The organism is Sorangium sp. KYC3313 (assembly GCF_052075895.1).
GTDB classification, from domain to species: Bacteria; Myxococcota_A; Polyangia; order Polyangiales; family Polyangiaceae; genus Sorangium; species Sorangium cellulosum_B.
Window position 1 is genome coordinate 2,016,939 of record NZ_CP197255.1, and the last position, 21,986, is coordinate 2,038,924.

Annotated in this window: 15 protein-coding genes; 7 read left to right on the plus strand and 8 right to left on the minus strand. The window is 73.5% G+C overall.

The features are described 5' to 3' along the window. The first annotated feature begins 95 nt into the window (after nt 1-95). From ACSRUE_RS07885 to ACSRUE_RS07895, 3 genes are all read left to right on the plus strand, one after another. A complete protein-coding gene (locus tag ACSRUE_RS07885; protein ID WP_441290477.1) occupies nt 96-1,619 on the plus strand; it encodes a vWA domain-containing protein in 1,524 nt (507 codons plus the stop codon). Between the two features lie 338 nt (nt 1,620-1,957). After that, nucleotides 1,958-3,154: an aminotransferase class V-fold PLP-dependent enzyme gene (locus ACSRUE_RS07890; RefSeq protein ID WP_441290478.1), complete on the plus strand. Its 1,197-nt coding sequence runs from the start codon at nt 1,958-1,960 to the stop codon at nt 3,152-3,154. Nucleotides 3,155-3,391: 237 nt separating this feature from the next. Next, entirely contained in the window at nt 3,392-4,714 is a 1,323-nt protein-coding gene (locus tag ACSRUE_RS07895) for a hypothetical protein (RefSeq protein WP_441290479.1), read from the plus strand. A 95-nt stretch (nt 4,715-4,809) separates the two neighbouring features. On the opposite strand, the gene ACSRUE_RS07900 is transcribed toward ACSRUE_RS07895, so the two are convergent. Continuing rightward, nucleotides 4,810-5,007 (minus strand): hypothetical protein, encoded by a 198-nt coding sequence (locus ACSRUE_RS07900; protein WP_437546818.1) that lies wholly within the window; start codon nt 5,005-5,007, stop codon nt 4,810-4,812. Nucleotides 5,008-6,628: 1,621 nt separating this feature from the next. Between ACSRUE_RS07900 and ACSRUE_RS07905 the strand changes: the two genes are divergently transcribed. Both ACSRUE_RS07905 and ACSRUE_RS07910 read left to right on the plus strand, forming a co-directional pair. Next, nucleotides 6,629-8,251, plus strand: a complete 1,623-nt coding sequence (locus ACSRUE_RS07905) for a thiamine pyrophosphate-binding protein (RefSeq protein WP_441290480.1) — start codon at nt 6,629-6,631, stop codon at nt 8,249-8,251. A 5-nt stretch (nt 8,252-8,256) separates the two neighbouring features. Further along, nucleotides 8,257-8,778 (plus strand): M17 family peptidase N-terminal domain-containing protein, encoded by a 522-nt coding sequence (locus ACSRUE_RS07910; RefSeq protein WP_441290481.1) that lies wholly within the window; start codon nt 8,257-8,259, stop codon nt 8,776-8,778. Nucleotides 8,779-8,818: 40 nt separating this feature from the next. On the opposite strand, the gene ACSRUE_RS07915 is transcribed toward ACSRUE_RS07910, so the two are convergent. The 6 genes from ACSRUE_RS07915 to ACSRUE_RS07940 all read right to left on the minus strand — a co-directional run bounded on the left by ACSRUE_RS07915 (nt 8,819) and on the right by ACSRUE_RS07940 (nt 19,367). Then, the gene (locus tag ACSRUE_RS07915; protein ID WP_441290482.1) at nt 8,819-10,885 is read right to left on the minus strand and encodes an ATP-binding protein; all 2,067 of its coding nucleotides are present in this window, start codon (nt 10,883-10,885) and stop codon (nt 8,819-8,821) included. Between the two features lie 550 nt (nt 10,886-11,435). Further along, nucleotides 11,436-12,251 (minus strand): hypothetical protein, encoded by an 816-nt coding sequence (locus ACSRUE_RS07920; protein ID WP_441290483.1) that lies wholly within the window; start codon nt 12,249-12,251, stop codon nt 11,436-11,438. A 71-nt stretch (nt 12,252-12,322) separates the two neighbouring features. After that, nucleotides 12,323-14,686, minus strand: coding sequence for an AAA family ATPase (locus ACSRUE_RS07925; RefSeq protein ID WP_441290484.1), 2,364 nt, complete (start codon nt 14,684-14,686; stop codon nt 12,323-12,325). A gap of 132 nt (nt 14,687-14,818) precedes the next feature. Further along, entirely contained in the window at nt 14,819-15,808 is a 990-nt protein-coding gene (locus ACSRUE_RS07930; RefSeq protein WP_441290485.1) for a universal stress protein, read from the minus strand. Continuing rightward, nucleotides 15,802-18,864: a glycoside hydrolase family 65 protein gene (locus ACSRUE_RS07935; protein ID WP_441290486.1), complete on the minus strand. Its 3,063-nt coding sequence runs from the start codon at nt 18,862-18,864 to the stop codon at nt 15,802-15,804. Before ACSRUE_RS07935 ends, ACSRUE_RS07930 begins: the two co-directional genes overlap by 7 nt. Before the next feature lie 89 nt (nt 18,865-18,953). Continuing rightward, on the minus strand, nt 18,954-19,367 hold the full coding sequence (locus ACSRUE_RS07940) for a response regulator (protein ID WP_441290487.1): 414 nt from the start codon (nt 19,365-19,367) through the stop codon (nt 18,954-18,956). Between the two features lie 345 nt (nt 19,368-19,712). On the opposite strand from ACSRUE_RS07940, the gene ACSRUE_RS07945 reads away from it, so the two are divergent. After that, nucleotides 19,713-20,375, plus strand: coding sequence for a response regulator (locus ACSRUE_RS07945; RefSeq protein ID WP_044970202.1), 663 nt, complete (start codon nt 19,713-19,715; stop codon nt 20,373-20,375). A 49-nt stretch (nt 20,376-20,424) separates the two neighbouring features. On the opposite strand, the gene ACSRUE_RS07950 is transcribed toward ACSRUE_RS07945, so the two are convergent. Next, entirely contained in the window at nt 20,425-20,991 is a 567-nt protein-coding gene (locus tag ACSRUE_RS07950) for a pentapeptide repeat-containing protein (protein ID WP_441290488.1), read from the minus strand. Nucleotides 20,992-21,044: 53 nt separating this feature from the next. Here ACSRUE_RS07950 and ACSRUE_RS07955 point away from each other — a divergent pair, with 53 nt between their 5' ends. Then, nucleotides 21,045-21,929, plus strand: a complete 885-nt coding sequence (locus ACSRUE_RS07955) for an alpha/beta fold hydrolase (RefSeq protein ID WP_437763506.1) — start codon at nt 21,045-21,047, stop codon at nt 21,927-21,929. Nucleotides 21,930-21,986 lie beyond the last annotated feature (57 nt).

The following is a 21,986-nucleotide window of genomic DNA, read 5'->3' on the forward strand; positions in this document are numbered from 1 at the left end:
TAGAAGCCGCGCGCTGCGGAGCCGGGGAGATCGCGGCGGAGGGACGCGGTCCCCCCGTGGGCCGCGCCATGGCTTGCGGCGGAAGGAGCTTCTCGATGCGGACGATGCTCGCTGGATTGCTGATGGGATGGGCGGCGCTGGGCTGCACGGCCAGCGCGGCGGTGCCTCCGGGCACGAGCGCCGCGGCGGTGGCGGCCGCGCCGGGCGCGGCGGCGCCAGGGGAGGCGGCGAAGCCGGTCGCCGTGGCCGCGGCCCCGGCGGAGCCGGCCGGGCCCTCCGCGGCGGCGGCCGAGGCGCCGTCGTCCCGGCCGGAGCCGGCGCCCGCGGGGAACCAGGGCGTCTGGATCGGCGCCGCGGGCGCGAGCGCCTTCGCGCTGCCGGGGACGCGCGAGACGCAGCTCGGCGTGTGGATCGATGTCCCGGCGGCGCGCGCGGCCCGCGGGCAGCCGCGCGCGCCGGCGGCGGTCGTGCTGCTCGTGGACGCCTCCGGCTCGATGCAGGGCCCCAAGATGGAGAACGCGCGCGCGGCGGCGCAGGCGTTCGTCGACGGGCTCCCCGACGGCGACCTCGTCTCGGTCGCGTCGTTCGCCGACGCCGCGCAGGCGCGCGTCTCGCCGACGGTGCTGGGCCGGTCGACGCGGCCCGCGGTGGCGCGCGCCATCGCCGCGCTCGGCCCCGACGGCAACACCAACCTCTTCGCCGGCCTCCAGCTCGCGGAGCAGCACGCGCTCGCGGCGCCGCCGACGCACGCCGTCCGGCGCGTGGTGCTCATCTCGGACGGCCAGGCGAACATCGGGCCTTCCTCTCCCGACATCCTCGGAGCGCTCGCCCAGCGCGGCGCCGCGCACGGGGTGCAGATCACGTCGATCGGGGTGGGGGCCGACTACGACGAGCGCACGCTCAACGCGCTCGCCATCGGCTCCAGCGGCCGGCTGCACCACCTCACCGAGGCGCGGGAGATGTCCTCCGTCCTCGAGCGCGAGCTCGCCCTGCTCCAGACGACGGCGGCGACGGGCGCGTTCGTCGAGATCGTCCCGGCGCCGGGCGTGGAGCTGCTCGACGTCCCCAACGAGCGCACGGAGCGCTCCGGGGACGCGCTCCGGGTGCTGCTCGGCACGATGTTCGGCGGGCAGCACCGCGAGATGCTCGTGCGGGCGCGGGTCACCGCGCCGGCGGCCGGCTCCCACCCGCTGGCGAGCGTGCGGCTCCACTTCCGCGACGCCGCGAGCGGCAACCTCCCGCGCGTGCAGGAGGTGGTCGCCCGCTACGACGTGACGAGCGATCCGGCCCTCGTCGCCGCGCACCAGAGCGACAGGACCCAGACGATCGCCGCGGTGATGGAGGCGGGCATGATGCAGCTCGACGCGGCCCAGGAGGTGAGCGCGGGCAACTTCGGCGCGGCCGAGGCGAAGCTCGCGGCGGCGGAGGACCGGCTCCGGCAGCAGGCGGCGCGCGCCCGGTCGGACAGGGAGAAGGAGCGCACCGTCCAGGCGGCCTCGGCGGTAGCGAGCGCGCGGAAGACCGCGCGCGCGGCCGCGGCGGCTCCGCCCTCGCCCGCGGCGCGGCGCATGGATGCGCTCGAGATGAACAGCGCCTCCCCGGTCTGGTCGGGCCGCTGACCCGGCGCGGCGTCCTTCATGAGAGGGCAGGTGCGGTGTCCTTCATGGGACCGAAGATGGGATGTCCATCGTGGGATGGCAGGTGCGGTGTCCATCATGAGCGGGCAGATGCGATGTCCGTCATGAGACGACCAAACGCGATGTCCATCATGGACGGGTTGACCGGCTCTGCACGACCGGCGGATCCTCGTCATGGTTGATCCATGATTCAACATTGACGATACGATCCATCATGGATCGGGAGCTGCTCCTCGCGTGGCCCTCGACAGGGGTCGGGGCCCGCGCGACATTGTTCCGGGCCCTCCGGCACGTCGCCTCCCCGGGGCCCGCTCCTCGCCATGAACCCGAACGCCTTCCCGGAGTCGCGCGCCGCCGCCGTGCGCGGGCTCTGGTCGCTCGACCCGGCCGTCACCTTCCTGAACCACGGCTCGTACGGCGCCTGCCCGCGCGCGGTGCTCGAGGCGCAGCAGCGCTACCGCGAGCAGCTCGAGCGCGAGCCGGTCCGGTTCTTCCTTCGCGAGCTCGGGCCGCTGCTCGACGCAGCCCGAGGCGCGCTCGCCTCCTTCGTCGGCGCCGATCTCGACGACCTCGTGTTCGTCCCCAACGCGACCGTCGGGGTCAACACGGTGTTGCGGTCGCTCTCGCTGCGACCCGACGACGAGCTCTGCATCACCGATCACGGGTACAACGCCTGCAACAACGCGGCCGAGGCGGCCGCGGCCCGCGCTGGTGCGCGCGTCGTGGTCGCGCCGGTGCCGTTCCCCATCGAGGCGCCCGAGCAGGTGGTCGAGGCGGTGCTCGCGCGCGTGGGGCCGCGGACGCGGCTCGTCCTCGTCGACCACGTGACGAGCCCGACGGGGCTCGTGTTCCCGGTCGCCTCGCTGATCGCCGCGCTCGCGGAGCGCGGCGTCGACGTCCTGGTCGACGGCGCGCACGCGCCCGGCATGGTGCCGCTCGATCTCCGCGCCCTCGGGGCGGCCTATTACACCGGCAACTGCCACAAATGGCTCTGTTCGCCGAAGGGCGCGGCGTTCCTCCACGTGCGGCGGGACAAGCAGGGCGCGGTCCGCCCTCTCTCCATCAGCCACGGCGCCACCTCGCCGCGCACCGACAGGTCGCGCTTCCTGCTCGAGTTCGACTGGACCGGCACGGCCGACCCCAGCGCGGCGCTCTGCGTCGCGGACGCGCTCCGCGCCATGGGCGCGCTCGTGCCCGGCGGCTGGCCCGCGCTCCAGGCGCACAACCGGGCGACGGCGCTCGCCGCGCGCGACCTCCTGTGCGAGGCGCTCGGCTGCATGCCGCCGAGCCCCGACGCGATGATCGGCGCGCTCGCGACGGTGCCGCTCCCCGACGCGCCGTCGTCCGGGCTGCGCCTCGATCCGCTCCAGGACGCGCTGCTCGAGCGGTGGGGGATCGAGGCGCCGGTGTTCGCCTGGCCCGCGTCGCCCCGGCGGCACCTCCGGATCTCGGCCCAGATCTACAACGACAGGCCGCAGTACGAGCGCCTCGCGGCCGCCCTCGCCGCGCTGCTGTAGCGGCGCGCGGGGAGGGCCCGGCCCCGCGCCGCGGCTCCGCGGCGGGGGCCGCGCGGCGCTCCCCTCTGCCTCCGGGTCGCCCCGCGCCCGTGTCGCTGCGGGGTGGCGCTGGCGCTGCGGGACGGCGGTCGCGCCGCCGGAGGCGTCTCCAGCGCTCGCCGGAGCCGACCGCGCGCGCCCGCCGAGGCGATAGGATGCGCGCTCCAAGGAGACACGATGCCACGTCGAATCCTGGTCTTGTCCTCGCTTTCCTGGCTGGCGGCGACCCTCGCGGTCGCGCCCTCCGCTGCGCAGCCCGCGACGCCTCGCCCGACAGCTAGCCCTGCGCCCTCCGCGCCGGCGGGAACGCCTCCGGCACCTGGTGCACGGCAGCCGCCCGCGACGCCGGCGCCGGGCACGCCGCAGCTGCCCGCGACGCCGCCGTCGCCCGCGACGCCGGCGCCGGGCACGCCGCAGCTGCCCGCGACATCGGCACCCGGCACACCGCAGCCCCCGGCCTCAGGCACCCCGCAGGCGCCCGCGACGCCGTTGCCCGGCGGGCCGCCGCAGCCGCCGCAGCCGCCGGCGCTCGGCGCGCCCGAAGCGGGCGCACCGCGGCCAGACGCCTCGCCGGTCGCGCCGCAAGAGGCGCAAACCGCGCCGGGAGCCGCCGGGCCGCCCCCGGACTCGGCGCCGCCTGACCGGAAGCCGGGCGGGGCGGAGGCGGGCCGCAACGGCAGCACACCGGCGCCCTGGGCGCTGTCCCTCTCGGACATCGAGCTCGGGCCGCCGCCCGCGCGCGTGTCGGGCAGCAGGACAATCGACGAGGGGACCGTCCCGCGGAGCCAGCGTGGCGCGATCGGCCTGGAGACCTCCTCGTTCACCGGCGGCGACAGCGCGGTCTCCGGGCTCTCCGTCGCCCTCTTCGCCCGCATGCCGTTCGCCCAGCACACGTTCCTCGATGTCCGACTCCCGTTCGGGCTCGCGATCGCCGAGCGCACCGACGCCGTGCTCGGCAACGTGACGCTCGGCGCCCATCACGTCGCCCACGTCGGCCGGACGCTCTGGCTCACGGTAGGCGGCGACGTCGGGCTGGCGACGCTCTCGGGCCAGACCCACCACCACGCCAGCTACGAGCCCGTCAGCGCCAGCCGGGCGTACTGGGATCTCCACGAGTACTTCCCGAGCATCCTCCCCATCCACGCGCGCCTCGGCGCCGAGGCCCACGTCGGCTCCCTGGTGATCGGGCGCTTCCAGCTCGAGCCGGTGCTCTACATCCCGCTCGGCCGCAACAAGGAGTACGAGGTCGCGATCCAGCACGCCGCCGAGCTCCAGATCGGCCACGGGATCGGCGGCGGCGTGCGCGTGCAAGGGATGGCGCTGCCCACGTTCGACAACGTGAGCATCCGGCACGCCGTCGCCCGCAATCTCTACGTCCTGGCCATCGAGCCTTTCCTCGCGATCGAGCGCAACCTCGCGTTCCTCCGAACGGGCCTGCTGCTGCCCTTCGACGAGGAGCTCGGCCCGCCGCTCGACCACACATGGGGCTTCCACTTCACCGCGGGCGTCCGCGTCGACTGAGGCCCGCGGCCGGGGCGCCCGGCGGCGGGCTCGCTGGCGACAAACCGCGCCTGCCCGGCGGCCGAGCCCGCAGCGCACGCACCTGCACCCCCGCTCTAAGCGCCTCGCGCGCGGCTCGCTTCGCCGATCGCGTACGTGATGTGGCCCTCCAGCTCGCCCGCGGGCAGCTGCTCGGACTCCACGACGACGAGGCGTGCCCCCGCGTCCTCCGCGAGCAACTCGAAGGTCTTCGGCGCACGATCGTGCAAGTGGCTCGGCAAGACGATGGCCAGCGGGCGGAGGCGGACAGCCACCCCCCACGCCGAGCCCGCATCGCAGGAGCGGACGAGGAAACGAGCCCGCGCTGCAACCCTCCGGCAACGAGCCAGGAAATGGGGGCTGCAGTCGAGCGCCAGCACCATGGGTATCCGGATCAACTGACTGCTACTGGGGGGCTCCGACATAGGAAGATGCTACTCCAGCGAAGCGCGATTGCGCGTCCTCTTATCCCGCATAACCGATACAGAGCCTTCCCGAAATAGAAAACAACAAGCTCGCCAGCTCATGTAAGCAGTCACGCGTGATTTTGGTGTATTGGGTAACGTTCTGTGAGCACAGGATATTTGAAATGAACGCTGCGAGAGGGGGAGGCGCCAGCACGCGAGAGCCCCGCGGGACCGCGCGCAACATCGCCGAGAGTTCGGCCCTCCTTGCGCTGCAACAGGGGCGCGTGATGCCCTGACCGATCGCGCGTTGATGAAATGATGCACCATGGACGGAGAGGGTCTCGGCGCACACCCGTGAAAGCAACATGGCGATCGGGTGTCGGGAATGCCCGGACGGATGAAGTCTCCGCACACGTGGTAGACGCCGCTCGGGACGTAGGTTGTAAAGGCAACGCCCACGAGAGCGTCGCACAAGATGGCTCGTGTTCACCCCTGACGCTGCCCCGATCGCCGCAGCGGCTCCACGCCTCCAGCCCGTCGAGGTCGGTACGCCGCAAAGGGGTTGGCGAGCACACGTCATGGAGATCGCGTGTCGTCGCCGCGCGGCAGGCGAGCCGCGCCAGCGCCGCCATCGGCCGGAGCCGCTGCCCGGTCGCCGCGGCCCTCCCTCGCCGCGACGACCCTGAACCGGTTACGTTCCTCACAGAAGCTCGGGGGCGCCACCTACCCAGCCCCCTTCGAAATGTTTCCGCCAGGTTACGGCGAGCGCCGACGATGGAGGCGACCGCCGGCGGCGCGATGGCCCCGCCGGCAGAGGACCGGACCCTCTCCGAGGCCGGCGGCTGCAGGGAAAGAGCACCGGGGAGAGGTCGAGAGAGGTGGCGGTGTCGAGCTGGCACCTGCAATAAGGTTCCAACTATATCATCTCGTGGCCCGGATAGAAGAGAACAGCGTCGGGGTTGTGATCGCAAAGGCGTCGGCCGCCGCGGTGGGTGACGACCTCGCATCCAAGGTCGGAGTCGGCGCTGTAGCCAAGCTGTATTTTTACAGCAAAGCCTTGCGAAGGGGGGTTATCCTTCTCGGCGGTCGGATAGCCGACCTGATCGGGCGATAGCGTGGCTCACCCGTCAGGGACGCGGCGCGCGCGCCAGCAAGCGGGTGGTGCTCTGATCCCGAGAGAGCTCAGACGAGGTCGGGAGGTTAGGAAGAACACTTGCCTACCCCCCGGACAATGGGGGTTTCAGGAGGACACGACCCGCCAGCTCCGGTGATGTTTCGAGGAGTCGACACCTGACGCGCCGCCGCAGCGCGAGGGTCATGCGGCTGTCGACGCGTGGCCCCGGGGCTCGTCCCCGGAGCGCCGGCTCGGGGGCGCCGAGCGGACCGGGCCGGCGACGTGGCCGGGGTGCGCGCGCTCGCGCACGGGCGGCGGCGCGAACCGACCGCTCGCCGGCAGGACGCTGGGTCGCACATGGTATATGCCGGCCCCATGGCGCAGGTGCATGGCGGCAGGCTCGTCTCGAAGGCCCTCGCGAGACACGGGGTGACGCACCTCTTCACCCTGTGCGGCGGGCACATCCAGGCGATCTACGACGGGTGCCTGGATGACGGCATCCGGGTGGTCGACGTGCGACACGAGCAGACCGCCGGACACGCCGCCGACGGGTACGCGCGGGTGACCGGGAGGCCGGGGGTGTGCGCCGTCACCGCGGGGCCCGGCGTGACCGACGTGGTGACGGCGGTCGCCAACGCCCAGCGCGCGGGCGTCCCGATGGTCGTCCTCGGGGGCGCCGGTCCGCGCGCGCTCGCCGACATGGGCTCGCTGCAGGACATGAACCACGTCGAGCTGATGCGCCCCATCTCGAAGTGGAGCGTCTCCGTCCCCTCGACCGATCGCATCCAGGAGTACGTGGACTCGGCCTTCCGCATCGCCCAGGCGAACGTGCCAGGCCCGGTCTTCCTCGAGATGCCGCTCGACCTGCTGATGAGCTACGCCGGCGACGACGCGCCCGCCACCGCGCCCGCGGCCCCGCCTCGCCCCGGGGGCGACCCGGCCGCCGTCGCGCGGGCCGCGGCCCTGCTGAGGGACGCCGAGCGGCCCATGTTCATCGTCGGGAGCCAGCTCCGGTGGTCGCCGCGGCGCGACGCGCTGCGCCGCTTCGCCGACGCGGTGAAGGCGCCCTTCTACCTGAACGGCATGGCCCGCGGCGCGCTGCCGCACGCGCACCCGGGGCTCATGAGCCGCTCGCGCCGCTTCGCGCTCTCGCAGACCGACCTCTGCGTGGTGCTCGGGACCCCCTTCGACTTCCGCCTCGAGTACGGCCGCGCCGTCAGCCCGGCGGCCAAGGTCGTCCAGATCGATCTCGACGGGAGCGAGCTCGGCAAGAACCGCCGCGTCGACGTCGGGATCGACGGGGACAGCGGCGTCGTGCTGGAGCAGCTGCTCGCGGAGGTGCCCGACAAGACGGCCGCGGCGTGGCTCTCGGCCGTGCGCGAGGCCGAGGAGCGATCGCGCGCGAAGATGCTGGCGGAGATCGCGAGCGACGGCGACCCGCCGAACCCGCTACGCGTCTGCGCGGAGATCGGCAGGCGCCTCGGCAAGGACGACATCGTCATCGGCGACGGAGGGGACTTCGTGGCCACGGCGGCGAACGTGCTGAAGCTCGAGTGGCCGCAGCTCTGGATGGACCCCGGCCCGCTCGGGACGCTCGGGGTGGGGCCGGGCTACGCGATGGCGGCCAAGCTGGCGCGGCCAGAGGCCAACGTGGTCCTCGTGTACGGCGACGGATCGTTCGGCTTCCACGCGCTCGAGTTCGAGGCGATGGTGCGCCAGGGCATCCCCGTCGTGAGCGTGATCGGGAACGACGCGGCCTGGACGCAGATCCGCCGGGGGCAGGTGGAGCTCTACGGCGAGGGCCGCGCGCCGGCGACGTCGCTCGACTTCACCCGGTACGACCGCGTGGTCGAGGCGCTCGGCGGCTTCGGGGCCTGCGTGGAGCGCGTCGAGGAGCTCGGGCCCGCGCTGGACGAGGCGTTCCGGTGCGGCAGGCCCGCTTGCGTCAACGTGAAGATCGCGAAGAGCGACTTCCGCAAGGGCGCCATCAGCGTCTGATCCACGTGGAGCTACGGTTCATCTCCCCCGACCTGCAGAGCCTCGACGAGCTCGACTCGGAGGTGCTCGCGTGCGCCCCGTTCAGCGACGCGCGGCCGGCCCACGGCGTGGCCGGCCTCTGCGACTGGCGGCTCGGCGGCCGGATCTCCGAGCTGAGGCGGCAGGGCCTGATCACGGGCGAGCTCGGCGAGGTCGTCATGATCCCGTGCAAGCCGCGCATGGCGTTCGACAAGCTCGTCCTGTTCGGCGCCGGCGAGCGCGGCGCGTTCGACGAGGCGATCTTCCGCGAGATCGTGCGCCGGATGCTGGCCACGATGGGCGGGCTCTGCACGCGCGCCGCCGTGGTGGAGCTCCCGGGACGGCACGACGGGCTCATCCCCGCCGAGCAGGCGGCCGACGCGCTGCTCGACTGCGCGGGCAGGGAGCGCGGCGACAACGTGTGGACGCTGGTGGAGCGCGCCGAGGGCAGGCAGCAGATCACCCAGCACATGATCGAGCAGCGCCGCCGGGTGCGGCGGGCGCTCTAGCCGCGCGGCGCGCGGCGCGCGGCGCGCGGCGTGGGAGGCGTCAGGCGGGCTCCTTCGGCAGGTCGACGGTGAAGGTCGCCCCCTCGCCCGGCCGGCTGTCGACCTGGATCGTCGCCCCGAGCGCGTCGGCGATCTGCCGCACGATCCACAGCCCCATGCCGAAGCCGCTGTAGTTCTCGCTGGAGACGGCGCGCTCGAAGCGCTCGAAGATGCGGGCCTGCTGCTCCGGGGCGATGCCGATGCCGCGATCCCGCACCGTCAGGCGGGCGCGGTCCGCGAGGTCCTCCAGCGCGACGTCGATGGGCTTGCCGGCGCCGTATTTGACGGCGTTCGAGAGGAGGTTCGTGACGATCTGATCGAGCCGGAGGCGATCCCACCGGCCGACGATCGAGGCGGGGGCCGACAGGTTGACGGGGCAGCCGGCGGCGCAGAGCTCCTCGCGGAACCGCTCCAGCGCCTCGTTCACCGTGGCCGCGAGATCGACGTCCTCGAGCTCGATCTGCAGGCGGCCCGCGGAGATGCGCGAGATGTCGAGCAGGTTCGTGATGAGCCGGGCGAGCCGCTCGACCTGGCGCTTGATCATCTCGAGCCGCGGCGTGGCGCGCTCGGCGGTGAGGCCGCCGCGCTTGCCGGCGCGCAGGAGGCCGTCGACCTGCAGCTGCATGGGCGTGAGGGGCGTGCGTAGCTCGTGCGAGGCGATCGTGAGGAAATCGTCGCGCGCGCGCACCGCGAGCTGCGCCTCCCGGTAGAGCCGGGCGTTGTCGACGGCCAGCGCCGCGCGCCGCGCGAGATCCTGCGCGAGGTCGAGATCGACGGCGTCGTAGCGCCGGTGCGTCGAGGCGAACGAGAGCGTGCCCAGCGTGCGGCCGCGCGCCGTCAGCGGGACCGTGAGGTGCGAGGCGAGCGAGAGCGAGCGCAGCGCCTCGTAGTGCGCCTGATCGAACGAGATCGCGCGGACGAAGGAGTCGGTCACCTTGGGGATGAGCTCCGGCTGCGCCGTGCGCAGGACCCTGCCGATCCCTCGCCCGGCAGAGTCGGCCGTGATCCTGCCGAGCAGCTCGGTCGCCATCGCCATTGACGGATCCGCGTGGGCGGTCACCTGCCGATCGATCGCGCCGGACTCGTCCCGCAGCAGGAGCACGCAGATCGACGCGAAGTCGGGGAGCGCGACGCGGACCACGCGCCGCAGCGTCTCCTCGAAATCGAGCGACTCGCCGAGGATCTGCCCGGCGGAGACGAGGATGCGCTGCGCCTCGTGGACGCGGCGGCGCTCCGTCACGTCGCGGGTGACCTTCGCGAAGCCGCGCAGCTGCCCGGCCTCGTCGAAGAGCACGCTGATCACCTCGTTCGCCCAGTAGCGGGTGCCGTCCTTGCGGACGCGGTAACCCTCCTGGATCGAGCGGCCGGCCTCCACGGTGGACTCGAGCTCCGCGGCGGGCCTGCCGAGCTCGACGTCCTCCGGCGGGAAGAGGACCGAGCAGTGGCAGCCGATGATCTCGTCGGCGCGGTAGCCGTTGATGCGCTCGGCGCCCGGGTTCCAGCTGGCGATGCGGCCCGCGGGGTCGAGCATGAAGATGGCGTAGTCCTGGACGCCCTCGACGATGAGGCGGAACCGCTCCTCGCTCTGCTTGAGGCGCCGGTCGGCGCGCGCCTCCGCCGCCTCCATCTCCCGGCGCAGGAGGAGCTCGCGCATCCTGCGGTTCTCGTCCTCGTAATGCTTCCTGCGCAGCTGGGCGCGCAGGCGCGCCTTCAGCACCGTGAGCTCGCCCGTCTTCGTCACGAAATCGTCGGCGCCGGCCGAGAGGGCGTCGAGGATCGCCTTGTGGTCGTCGCGGCCGGTGAGCATCAGCAGCGGGATCGGCCGCCACGAGGCGTTCGCCTTGATGCGGAGGCACGTGGCCGGGCCCGACAGACCCGGCATCACCATGTCGAGCAGAATGCCGTCGACGCGCGCCACCGTGAGCCGCGCGAGCGCCTCCTCCCCCGAGTGGGCGAGCACCGGCAAGTAGCCTTCGTCGCGCATCGCCGCCGCGACCTGGTTCAGGTACGTGGGGCTGTCGTCCACGATGAGGATGCGATGGGATGGCGTGTCCGCTGGGCGGTTCACGGGAGCCTCCGGGGCGGGCTCCTGTGAGCGAGGGGAGTCGCCAGGATGGGGCGCGTGGGGCTGGTTGAACCGGCGCAACACCCGTCGATCACCCCCCGTGGCGCCTCCACCCTCATTGGCCACCCATACAGGTTGGCATGCGTTCTCCCCCGGTCGACGCGAAAAGGCTACCTGGCCCGATGCACTTTGCGTACAGCATCCTTTTTCTACCAGCCGCCAGGCGCTCGCAACGTTGCTTCCCCCACCGCGAACCGGAATCCCCGGGGAAGCGCACACGATGCGCTCTGTGGGCTTCGAGCGTCCGGCGCCGGCAGAGGGGCCTTCCCGCGCTACAAACCAGGGAAATGACGCTTGACAAGCGGCGTGACGATCCGAGTTGCGCCTGACTCGAGCGACTCGAGATCCGCGCTTGGCGAGTCGCGGCCTCACGGCGGCGCACCTGCGTCGAGGAGGGCGTGAGCGCGCGGCGAGGAGCGGAGCTCATCACGACGCTGGCTCCTCGGCGGAGCCAGGCCTGGGCGGCGCGGAAGGTCGGAGACGCGCGAATCCGTCAGCCCTCGTCGATGAGCTCGATCATCGTGGCCCGGGCGGGCCCGCCCGCGGGAATCCAGCGGCAGAGCTCGTCGACGCCGACGTCATCGACCACCCGGCGGAGCTCCGCGCGCGCTGCGGCGGGCTCGCCGAGCGCGGTGAGCGCGTGCGCGCGGGTGATGCGGTAGCGCTGGCGCACCTCGGTCGGCTCTTCCCGCTCGCCGTCGCGGAGGCCGATCAGGGAGAGCGCGCCCTCGACGTCGCCGGTGCGCACGAGCACCGCGGCGCGCGCTCCCCGCACGAGCGGCCGCACCGACGCCGGCGCGCGCTCCTCGTCCAGGTCCGGGAGGAGCTGCCGGGCGGACTCGATGTCGCCGGCGCAGAGCTGCCATTGGGCGAGGTTGCTCATGACGAGCGCCCGAACCTGCGGAGGTATCCAGTCGCGAGGCACGTCGCGCAGCGAGGCGGCCGCCGCCTTGTAGCTCCCCTCCCAGGCGAGCGACTGGCCGACGGCCTGGGCTGCGAAGGCGTAGACGAGCCGCGGATCGCCGTGCTCGGTCGGCGGCATCGAGGCGCGCTCCGCGGGGCGCGCGGCCGGCCGCCCAGTCCGCGGGGGCCGAGGCGCCCCGGGCGCCTGGCGCCAGGATCGACCGGGCCCCGCGGCGAAGCGCCGCCGGACGACGCCGCCGAGGAGGACCAGCAGCGCGATCGCGGCGGCGGCCGCGCAGGCGGCGCCGAGCGAGAGCGACGCATCACGCCACCGCGCGAGCGCGCCCCACGCCAGCAGCGGCGCCGCGGCGCCGGCCGCCGCGAGCAGGATGAGCCGCCGCGTCATCGGCGGGCTCCGGCGCCCATCGGCGCGGGTTCGGCTGTGCCCTTCGCTGCCATCGGTCCTCTTCTTCAGCTTCAGCGCTCCCTGAGCAGTCTTCGGGGATCCGCGCTCGCCGCGCCCTTCTGCGTGTCGGCGATCGCCTGGTGGAAGCGCTCGAGCCGCTGGTCCGCCGCGTGGAACACGGTCCCCTCCGGGTACCTTCCGTCCGCGTCGGCGACGCCCGCGGGGACGCCGGTGATGATCTCGATGCCCTCCTCGACGGAGCTCACCTCGAACACGTGGAAGCGGCCGGCCTCGATCGCCGTCACGACGTCGCCCCGCAGCATGAGCGCGTCGCGGTTCGCGCTCGGGATCAGCACGCCCTGCTCGCCCGTCAGGCCCTTGGCGGCGCACAGATCGAAGAAGGCCTCGATCTTCTCGTTGATGCCGCCCACGGGCTGGATGCTCCCCTGCTGATCGATGCTGCCCGTCACGGCGAGCTCCTGCCGGATCGGGACGCCGGAGAGCGCGGACAGGAGCGCGTACAGCTCGCTCGACGAGGCGCTGTCGCCCTCGATGGGCTCGTAGGTCTGCTCGAAGACGAGCGAGGCGCCGAACGAGAGCGGGCGGTGCTGGGCGAACCGGGCCGCGAGGAAGCCCGTGAGGACGAGCACGCCCTTGCTGTGGAGCGGGCCGGACATCTCGACCTCGCGCGCGATGTTCACCGGGCCCTCGCGGCCCGGGTAGACGACCGCCGTCACCCGGCAGGGGCGGCCGAACGTCTGCGGGCCGTCGGACAGGACCGAGATGGCGTTGACCTGCCCGACGCGCCGGCCGGTCACGTCGATGCGGATCGTCCCGTCCGAGAGCAGCTCGTGCACGTGGTCGCGGAAATGGCTCCCGCGGCGCCGCGCCGCCTCGAGCGCCTCGTTGACCTCGGGGCCGTCGACCACCTTGCGGCCGCGGCGCTGGGCCCGGTAGCCGGCCTCGGTCGCGACCTCGGCGATGAGCCCGATCTGCGCGCTCACCTTGGTCTGGCTCTCCGCGAGGCGGCCGCCGTGGAAGAGGAGCGCGGTCACGCCGTCGGCCGTGATCGGCGGGAGGCCGCGATCGTGCGCGAAGCCGGCGAGGAACGCGGGGTACGTGAGGAGCGCCTGATCGAGCGAGATCGTCGTCTCGAAGCGCGCCTGCACCTTGAAGAGCTGCGAGAACTCCGGATCGGCGTCGTGCAGGTCCTGGTAGAGCTGCGGGTTCGTGACGAGGACGACCTTCACGTCGATGGGGATCGGCGGGAAGAGCAGCTCCTCCGCGGTGCCGCGGAAGTACGACGGGTTGTGCTCCGGCACGATGAACTTGCCCGCGAGGAGGCAGGCCTTGAGCTGCTCGTAGAGCGCCTCGTTCTTGAGGAGCGCGCCCGCGGGCAGGATGAGGAAGCCGCCGGCCGCCTCGTGGAGGGCGCCCGCGACGGCGAAGCCGGGCTCCGGCGGGAAGCCGGAGTCGGGCGGCGCATGGGTGCGGCCGAACAGGGCGGTCAGCGTGGGGTAGGGGACATCGACGACCGGGGCGCCGGAGTCGGGCGTGTGCTGCGTGAGGAGCGTCGGGACGACCACGCCGCGCGGGAGGGTGGCGCCGCCCTCCTCGCCGCGCGCCTCGTCGACGAGCAGGCGGAACTCCTTCGACACGACCGTCTCGACGTCCGCGAGGAACGCGCTGATGTCATTGCGCCCCTCGAAGCGCGCGCGCACGGGCTGGAAGCAGGCCTTCACCCCGTCGCTGAGCAGCTGCTTCACGACGCCGCGCAGCTCGACGTCGGCCTCGTCCTGCACGGTGGCGAGCCGCATCTCGAACTCCTCGATGGAGCCGGCGATGGCGAGCAGGGCCTCGCCGTCCGGCGCGTTGGCGGCGTCCTCGATCGAGGTGATCTGCACCTCGTCCTCGCCGCGCACGAGGTCGAGGCCGAGCTCGCGCGCCGCGGACTTGAGCTGCTCCTCGAGCCGCCGCTCCTCCGCGTTCACCCGGCGCTGGATCTTGCCGCGCGCCTGCTTGAAGCGCTCTCCCTCGGTCGCGCCGCGCAGGGCGTCGACGAGCTTCTCGTGGAGCTCCTCCATCGCCTCGACGAAGGGGCGCCCCTCGCCCGGCGGCAGCGACAGGACCGTCGGCTCGCTCGGGCGGTGCGGGTTCGGCAGGAGGAGGATGTCGTCGGGCGTGGGGCGGCTCGCCGCGATGCGCTTCGCGACGGCGCGCGCGCAGAACGTGCGACCCGTGCCGGGCGCGCCGACGACGACGACGTGGAAGCGGGGCTGGCGGATGTCGAGGCCGAAGGCGAGCGCGGCGAGGGCGCGCTCCTGCGAGCCGATGCCCGCCGAGAGCGGCGCGACCTCCTCCGTCGTGGAGAAGCGGAAGCTCTGCGGCTCTACGATCTTGCGGCACTCGCTGGGGGGCAGCTTCCGGGAGACCATGGCGGCGCACCATAGCGCCTTTCGCCGGTCGTTGGCGTGGAGCCCGCCCGGCGAGGCGCCCGCGCGCGGATCGAGGGCCGCGGGAGCGCCTCGCCCGCCGCCGGGGCGCGCCGCGCGTCACGTGGGGCCGCGCTAGCGCCGCAGGACCAGCACGGGGCACGGCGCCCGGGCGAGCACGTCGCGGATGATGCCGCCATGGTGATCGGCGAGCTGCCCGTGCCAGACCAGCACTACGAGGTCGCTCGCCAGCTGCCAGGCGAGGCGCGCGATCTCCGCCGCCGGCTCGCCCTTGCCGAGGAAGAACCGCGTGGCGACGCCGTGGGGGCAGTGCCCGATCGCGCTCAGGAACCGGGCCAGGAACTCCTCGGTGAACGCGGGCCACTCGTGCTGGGGCTGGTCGACGTAGAGGGGCGCCACCATCGCGCCCGGCTCGAATGGCACAGGCGTCGAGACGGGCGGCCCCTCGTCCGCGGCCTCCCGCGGCGAGGCGCAGCCGACCAGCACGATGTCGAGCTCGGCGCCGAGCTTGCGGGCGACCTCCCCGACGGGCCTGATCGCGCTGGCCGTGCTGGGGGTCCCGTCGAGCGGCAGCAGGATGCGCTGTAGCCGCGGCGGAGAGGGCTCCTCACGGATGACGAGGACGCCGAGCGCGGCGGACTCCAGCGCGCGCGCCGCGAGCTGGCCGACGCCGAAGTGCGGGTCCATGGGCTCGTCCGCGTGCGAGGCCACGATCACGAGCGCGGTCCCGCAGCTCGCCACGGCTGAAGCGAGCGCGCCGGCCGGATCGTCGCTCGCCTCGACGTCCAGCACCATGCCCTGCAGCGCCTCCGGGGCGATCCCGAAGTGGGCCGGCACCTCGCACGCGTCGATCGGCTCCGTGGAGAGGCACAGCCCGCGCAAGGGGGCCTCGAGCCCGTGGGCGATGAGCCGCCCGAGCGCGACGGCGCCGAGGTGGGCGCGGCGGCCGTGGAGCGCGACGACCACGCTCCTGCGCTGCAGGCCGCTCTGCGGCGGGCGCTCGTCGGCCTCCTTGAACGCCTCGTGGGGTGGCTCGGCCAGGGGCGCCGGCCCAGACGGCGCCTCGAGCCCGACCGGAGACCCATCGCGTACGGCGCTCAGCATGGCGTGACCTCCTCCCATGGCGTGACGCGGCCGCCCAGCCGCCGCGTCGCATAGCGGTGGCCCGGCTCCGCCAGCACGGCGCAGGCGGGCGCGCCCGCGTCGAGCAGGCAGATCGGCAGCGGCGCGCTCCCCTCCAGCGCGACCTCGACCGCCCCGTCCTCCACGTGGATCTCGAGGGCGCGGCCCCGCCAGGCGATCGGGATCTTGACGTGCCGCCAGCCCGGCAGGAGGTGCGGCTCGATCCCGATCGCCTCGTCCTCGTCGGGGCACGGCGGCGCGTGGGGGAGCGCCTCCGAGAGCGCGCTCCGCGGCACGCGCGTGACGCCGGCGACGCCGAACGCGACGGCTTGCCAGAGGCCGCCCATGGCGGCGATGTGCACGCCCCCCGCGGCGTTGCCCATCGTGTTGCCGAGGTCGATGTCGGCGGTCTGCTCGAAGTAGCGCTCGGCGTGGGCGTGGAGATCGAGCCGGGCGGCGACGAGCGCGTGGGCGCTGGGGCTGAGCGAGCTGCCGTGGGCGGTGCGCGGCTCGTAGTAGAGGAAGTTGTCGCGCCGGGCGCCCGCGGGCACCGCGCTCCAGAGCATCGCGATGAGCTGCACGACGTCCGCTTGCTTCACCACCTGGCAGGCCTGCGTCCGCTCGCGCCCGAGCAGGACGTCGATCGGCGCGCTGCGCACGGCGTAGTCGGCGATGGAGAACGGCGCGAGGCCGAAGTAGCCCGCGAACTGCTCGATCAGGCCGGTCTGCGGGTCGATCCCGAGGAGCAGGCGGTCCGCGACGTCGCGCCAGTGGTCGGGCTCGTCGGGCCGGAGGTCGAGCCGCGCGAGCACGTCCGCGCGGGCGACGTTGCGCCGGACGAGCGCGGCGGCGACGCGGAGGTTGTGCCGCGCCATCCAGTTCGTGAACGCGTTGTCGTCCACGGTCTCGTGGTACTCGTCTGGCCCGATCACCCGCCGGATGTGGGCGTGGCCATCCGGCGCGAGCTCGGCGCGGCTGGCCCAGAAGCGCGCCGTCTCGATCAGGATCTCGGCCCCCTCGCCGCGCTGGAAGTCGAGATCGCCGGTCGCGCGGACGTACGCGTGCACCGCGTACGCGATGTCGGCGCTGATGTGGTGCTCCTGCTCGCCGGAGAGCACCCGGACCACCTCGCCGAACGGCGTGACGACGAGCGCCGGCGTCGTCTCGTCGCCCGTGTCCGTCGACTCCCACGCGTAGAGCGCGCCCTCGTAGCCGAGCGCCTTCGCCTTGCGGCGCGCGCTGGCGAGGGTGCGGTGCCTGTAGAGGAGCAGCGCGCGGGCGGCCTCGGGGTAGCAGTGCGTGTAGAACGGGACGAGGAAGGTCTCGGTATCCCAGAAGGCGTGGCCGCGGTACGCCTCCCCGCTGAGCCCGCGCGCGCCGATCGAGCTGCGCGGGTCGTCCGGGTTCGCGGCGCCGATGAGGTGGTACAGGGCGAACCGGAGCGCTCGCTCGATCCTGGGGGCGCCGTCGATCTCGACGTCGGCGTGGCGCCATCGCTCCGCCCACGCCTGCGTGTGCTCGCCGAGCACGTCGGCCATGGCGCGGCGCGACAGCTCGTCCTGGAGCGCCTGGCCCGCCTCGTGCGGCGTGGGCGTGTCGCGCGACGTGTGCAGCGTCGCCGTCCGAAAGAGGCGGCGCCGCTCGGCGACGCGGACGCCGACGTCGCAGCGCTCGGCGATGGATCGCGCGCCCGTGGTGCGCTCGCAGCGCGCGCCCGCGAGGGCCTCGAGCGGGGGTGAGCTCTCCGCGGCCTGCTCCGGGAGCTCGCGCAGGTGCGAGGTCATCGCGGTCACGAGCCCGCCGTGCGTGTGCCCGACGAGCAGCAGGCTCTTCGCGCCCGCGTCCGCCACGAAGCCGGCCCAGTGCGCCGCGCCGCTCGCGCTCTTCACGTCGCCGCTCAGGATCGCGTCGACGCGGATCGTCCCGGTGAAGTTGAGGGGGGCGATGCTGAGCGCTTCCATGAGGACGTGGCGGTTCGCGAGCGACGCCGCGTGGAGCGTGTGCAGGTGCGTGAGGTGGCCTCCCTCGCCGCGCCGCAGGCACTCGCGCAGCAGCACGCCCCGCCGCATGTCGAGGGTGCGGCGGTGGTGCAGCACGCCGCTCGTCTCCGCGGAGAACGACTCGCCCTCGATGGCGACGCTCAGCCGGCCCCAGTCGGGGGCGATGACGAGCTCCGGCACGCGGCTCACGTCGGCCGAGGGCTCGAAGGCGCCGGCGATGAACGTCGCCGGCCGCGACACGCTCGAGCCCTCCGGCAGCGACGCGCGCGAGCCGAGGTAGCCGTTGGCGATCGCGAGCAGCGACTCGATCTCGTGCTCGCGCGCGACGTCGAACCCTGGCTCCTCGATGAGCCACGCGGCGTCCCGGGGCGCCGCGAGCGAGCCGAGCTCGCCCTCGAGATCCCGCTGGAGCGCGAGGATCTCGTGGAGCCGCTGCGCGCTAGCCGTCGCGTGGACGGCGCCCGCGAGCTCCGGCGCGCCGCAGAGGCCGCGCGCCGCGGAGGCCGCCGCGCCGTCGCGTGATTCGCGTGATTCGTGTGATTCGTGTGATTCGTGTGATTCCGGCGAGATCGCGAGCCGATCGTGCGGCTCGATGCGGAGGGGCGCGATCACCTGAGCGAGCAGCGCGGCGACGGCGGAGCGCCCGTCCGGCTCCGCGCGGGCGGCGAGCGCGACCGCGGCGCCGCGGCGATCGAAGCCGTGGAGCTCGGCGCCCTCGAGCGCGCCGAGGAAGAGCCGCCTGCGGTTCTCGGCGCGCACGCCGCGAGCGAGCCGCCGCGCGAGGTGGGGCATGGCCTCGTCGGCGAAGAGCGCCACGCGCACCCCCATCGCGAGCAACGCGTCGAGCAGCGCCGCGGCGCCGTCGACCGCCTCCCCGAGGAGGCCCGCGTCGAGCGCGATGAAGCGGAAGCGGTGGTGCAGCTCGGCCGGCAGCTTGATCGCGGCCGCCGGCGCGTTCGCGACGGCGGGGCTGCCCGATCCGCCTCGCGCGAGGACGGCTGGCTCGGTGGCGCTGTCTTCTACAAGCAGCGACGACATCCTCGGCTTCTCCTGGGGGGCCAGGGGACGCGAGGAGCGTGCCGCCGCGCCTGTGCGAGCCGGGATCGGGGGGCCGCGGCGCCGGTGCGCTAGCGTTGCACGGCGCCGGCCAGGCGCTCGAGCACGACGAGGAGCCGGTCGACGTCGAAGGGCTTTGCCAGCACACCGGCCACGGCGCCGCGAATGTTGGGCTCGTTCACGCCGGAGAGCAGGAGGACGGGCACCTCGACGCCCGCGGCGGCGAGCGCGGCGAGGAACTCCTCGCCGGTCATCTCGGGCATCACGTAGTCGAGCAGGACCGCCCGCGGCCGCGCGCCGCGGGCGAGGCGATCGAGCGCCTCCAGCGGCCGCGTGAAGCCCTGAACGCGGTAGCCCTCGTCGGAGAGCAGGTCGAGCAGCGACTCGACGAGCGCGGGGTCGTCATCGACGACGAAGATCTCCGCGGGCGCGCGCGGCGAGGGCGAGTTGGCGGCAGGGCCGGGAGCGGGGACCGGCGAGCTCATCGTATTTCCCTGGATCGCTGGCCATTCCGGCGCATGAGGCGCGCGAAGGATACCAGACGGTTGCCGCGACCGCATGCGCAGGCCGCTCTGGGCGCATCGTTGCACCTTCCATCACGTCCACCGTTGCGCATTCCACGTCGCGCGGATCTCCGTCGAGCTCCGAAACTCGCTCAGGACGGAGTTTTCCTCATCAATTGGGCTTGCCGCCGCGCCGCTCCTTGCAGATCGTTGAGTACCTGATACCCCTGTAAGGTTCCTCCCAGGACGACCCGAGCAGCTTGACTTGAACTGCTCACGGGTATCGAATTGTGGTCTGAAGGACACTCCAATCCCCCTGTGGTCATCATGGCGGAAACCCCTGCTAGCAAGCTGCACATCTATCTGATCGACGATCACCCGGTCGTTCGCGAAGGCTTCGCTCGAGCGCTCTCGGACGAGCCCGACATGGTCGTCGTGGGCCAGGCCGGGACGGCGGCCGACGCCCTGCGCGAGACGGCGAGCTGCAAGCCGGACGTCGTGCTCGTCGATCTCAACATCCCCGACCGGGACGGCATCGAGCTCCTCGGGGCGCTGAGAGCGCAGCTGCCGCAGGCGAAGCTCCTCGTGTTGAGCGGCTATGACGACGAGTTCCGCGTCGCCGAGGCGCTCCGCGCGGGCGCGCAGGGGTATCTCGTGAAGACCTCGAAGCTCGAGGAGGTCATCGAGGGCATCCGCCGGATCGCGACCGGGGGAGCGCCGCTCTCCTCGAGCATCGCGGGGGCCGTGGTGCGCGCGATGCGCAAGCCGGCGAGCGAGGGCTCCGGTGGTCTCGACGCGCTGACGCCGCGCGAGCGCCAGGTCCTGCGGCTGCTCGCGGCCGGCGTGTCGACGCGCGAGACGGCCGCGCGGCTGACGATCAGCCCGAAGACGGTGGAGACCCACCGCGTGCGCATCTACGCGAAGCTCGGGTGCAAGAGCGCGGTCGAGCTGACCCGCATCGCGGTCCGCACCGGGCTCATCGAGGCGTAACCACCCGCGGCCGCGCGGGGCGCTGCCCGCTCGCTCCGCGGGTGGGGCGCTACGGCTTCCGCTCCTTTCTCGGTTTCTTCGGCGGTACTTCCTTCTCGGTGGCCCTCGGGGCCTGGCTCGCGCGTGATCGCTCCTTCGCCTCCTCGAGCAGGCGATCGATCCGCACGCCGTCGATGGTGAGCCCGTCGATCGCGCAGCCGACGATCTCGACCTCGCGGAGGTCCGACCCCTCGAAGCGAGCGCGGCGCAGGCTCGCGTCGGACCAGCGGGTCGCGGCGGCGTCGGCGTCGTTGATGCGCGCGCCGGCGAGCGAGACGTCGTCGAGCGAGGCGCCGGCGAGGGTCGCGTTGTGCAGGCGCGCGTCGCGCAGGTCGACGTCGTCGAGCTCGGCCTCCGCGAGCGAGACGTTGTGCAGGCGCGCGTCGCGCAGGTCGACATCGTCGAGCTCGGCCCCGGCGAGCGAGACGTTGTGCAGGCGCGCGTTGCGCAGGTCGACATCGTCGAAGCTGGCCCCGGCGAGCGCTGCGCCGTGAAACCGCTCGGGCTTCGTCGGCTGGATGCCCTCGTCTTCCGTGGCGTCCGCGCTCGGCGGCGCGATGGGGGGCTTCTTGGCCATGGGTCCATGCTAGCGCTAGGCGCAGGCCGCGCGCTCGCGCGGTCCGGAGAGCCATGAACGCACACGACGGCTTCGTGCCCCACCACGCCCTCGTCTCCGCCCCCTCCGCGGCGCCTGCCCGCTGGATGCTCGTGCTGCACGGCATCTTCGGCTCGGGCGCCAACTGGCGCACCTTCATCCGACGCCTCGCCGAGGCCCAATCCGCCGGGGGCGCGCCAGGCGCAGCCGCCCGGCCGTGGGGCTTCATCCTCGTCGACCTGCGGGCCCACGGCATGTCGCAGAGCCCGCCTGCGCCCCACACGATCGCGGCGGCCGCGGAGGATCTGCTCCGGCTGGGCGACCGCCTCGGCCTCGATATCCGCGGCGTGATGGGCCATTCGTTCGGCGGCAAGGTGGCGCTCGCCTACCTCGAGCGCCGGCCGACGGGGATCGAGCGCGGCTTCCTCCTCGACGCCGATCCGAGCGCGAGGCCCGCCGGCGAGAGCGGATCGGAGAGCCCCGGCGTGCTCGAGATGCTCCGCGCGATCCCGCAGCCGATCCCGTCGCGCGAGGCGTTCCTCGAGGCGGTGCACGCCGCCGGGTTCAGCCGCGGCATCGCGGACTGGCTGGCGATGAACGTCCGCCGCGAGGGCGACGGCTTTCGCATCCGGCTCGACCTCGACATCCTGGACGCGCTGCTCGCCGACTATTTCGCCCGCGATCTGTGGCACGTCCTGGAGGACCCGCCGGCGCCGGCCGGCCCGGGCGTGGAGCAGCGGCGCATCCACGTCGTGCTCGGCGGCAAGTCCAAGTCGATCTCGCCGGCCTCGCGCGGCCGCTTCGAGGCGCTCGCGGCGCGCGCGCCCTGGGTCTCGGTCCACGTCCTCCCGCGCGCCGGCCACTGGCTCCACGTCGACGATCCGGAGGGCCTCTTCGACGTGATCCGGGCGGCCTTGTGATCGGGCGCCGTGGACCCCGCGCGTGCCCCTGGACCAGGCTTCCCGCCCGGCTCTTCA

Coding starts and splice junctions, on each gene's coding strand:
- ACSRUE_RS07885 (WP_441290477.1), top strand. CDS start 96: ATGCGGACGATGCTCGCTGGATTGCTGATGGGATGGGCGGCGCTGGGC.
- ACSRUE_RS07890 (WP_441290478.1), top strand. CDS start 1,958: ATGAACCCGAACGCCTTCCCGGAGTCGCGCGCCGCCGCCGTGCGCGGG.
- ACSRUE_RS07905 (WP_441290480.1), top strand. CDS start 6,629: ATGGCGCAGGTGCATGGCGGCAGGCTCGTCTCGAAGGCCCTCGCGAGA.
- ACSRUE_RS07920 (WP_441290483.1), bottom strand. CDS start 12,251: ATGACGCGGCGGCTCATCCTGCTCGCGGCGGCCGGCGCCGCGGCGCCG.
- ACSRUE_RS07925 (WP_441290484.1), bottom strand. CDS start 14,686: ATGGTCTCCCGGAAGCTGCCCCCCAGCGAGTGCCGCAAGATCGTAGAG.
- ACSRUE_RS07930 (WP_441290485.1), bottom strand. CDS start 15,808: ATGCTGAGCGCCGTACGCGATGGGTCTCCGGTCGGGCTCGAGGCGCCG.
- ACSRUE_RS07935 (WP_441290486.1), bottom strand. CDS start 18,864: ATGTCGTCGCTGCTTGTAGAAGACAGCGCCACCGAGCCAGCCGTCCTC.
- ACSRUE_RS07940 (WP_441290487.1), bottom strand. CDS start 19,367: ATGAGCTCGCCGGTCCCCGCTCCCGGCCCTGCCGCCAACTCGCCCTCG.
- ACSRUE_RS07945 (WP_044970202.1), top strand. CDS start 19,713: ATGGCGGAAACCCCTGCTAGCAAGCTGCACATCTATCTGATCGACGAT.
- ACSRUE_RS07950 (WP_441290488.1), bottom strand. CDS start 20,991: ATGGCCAAGAAGCCCCCCATCGCGCCGCCGAGCGCGGACGCCACGGAA.
- ACSRUE_RS07955 (WP_437763506.1), top strand. CDS start 21,045: ATGAACGCACACGACGGCTTCGTGCCCCACCACGCCCTCGTCTCCGCC.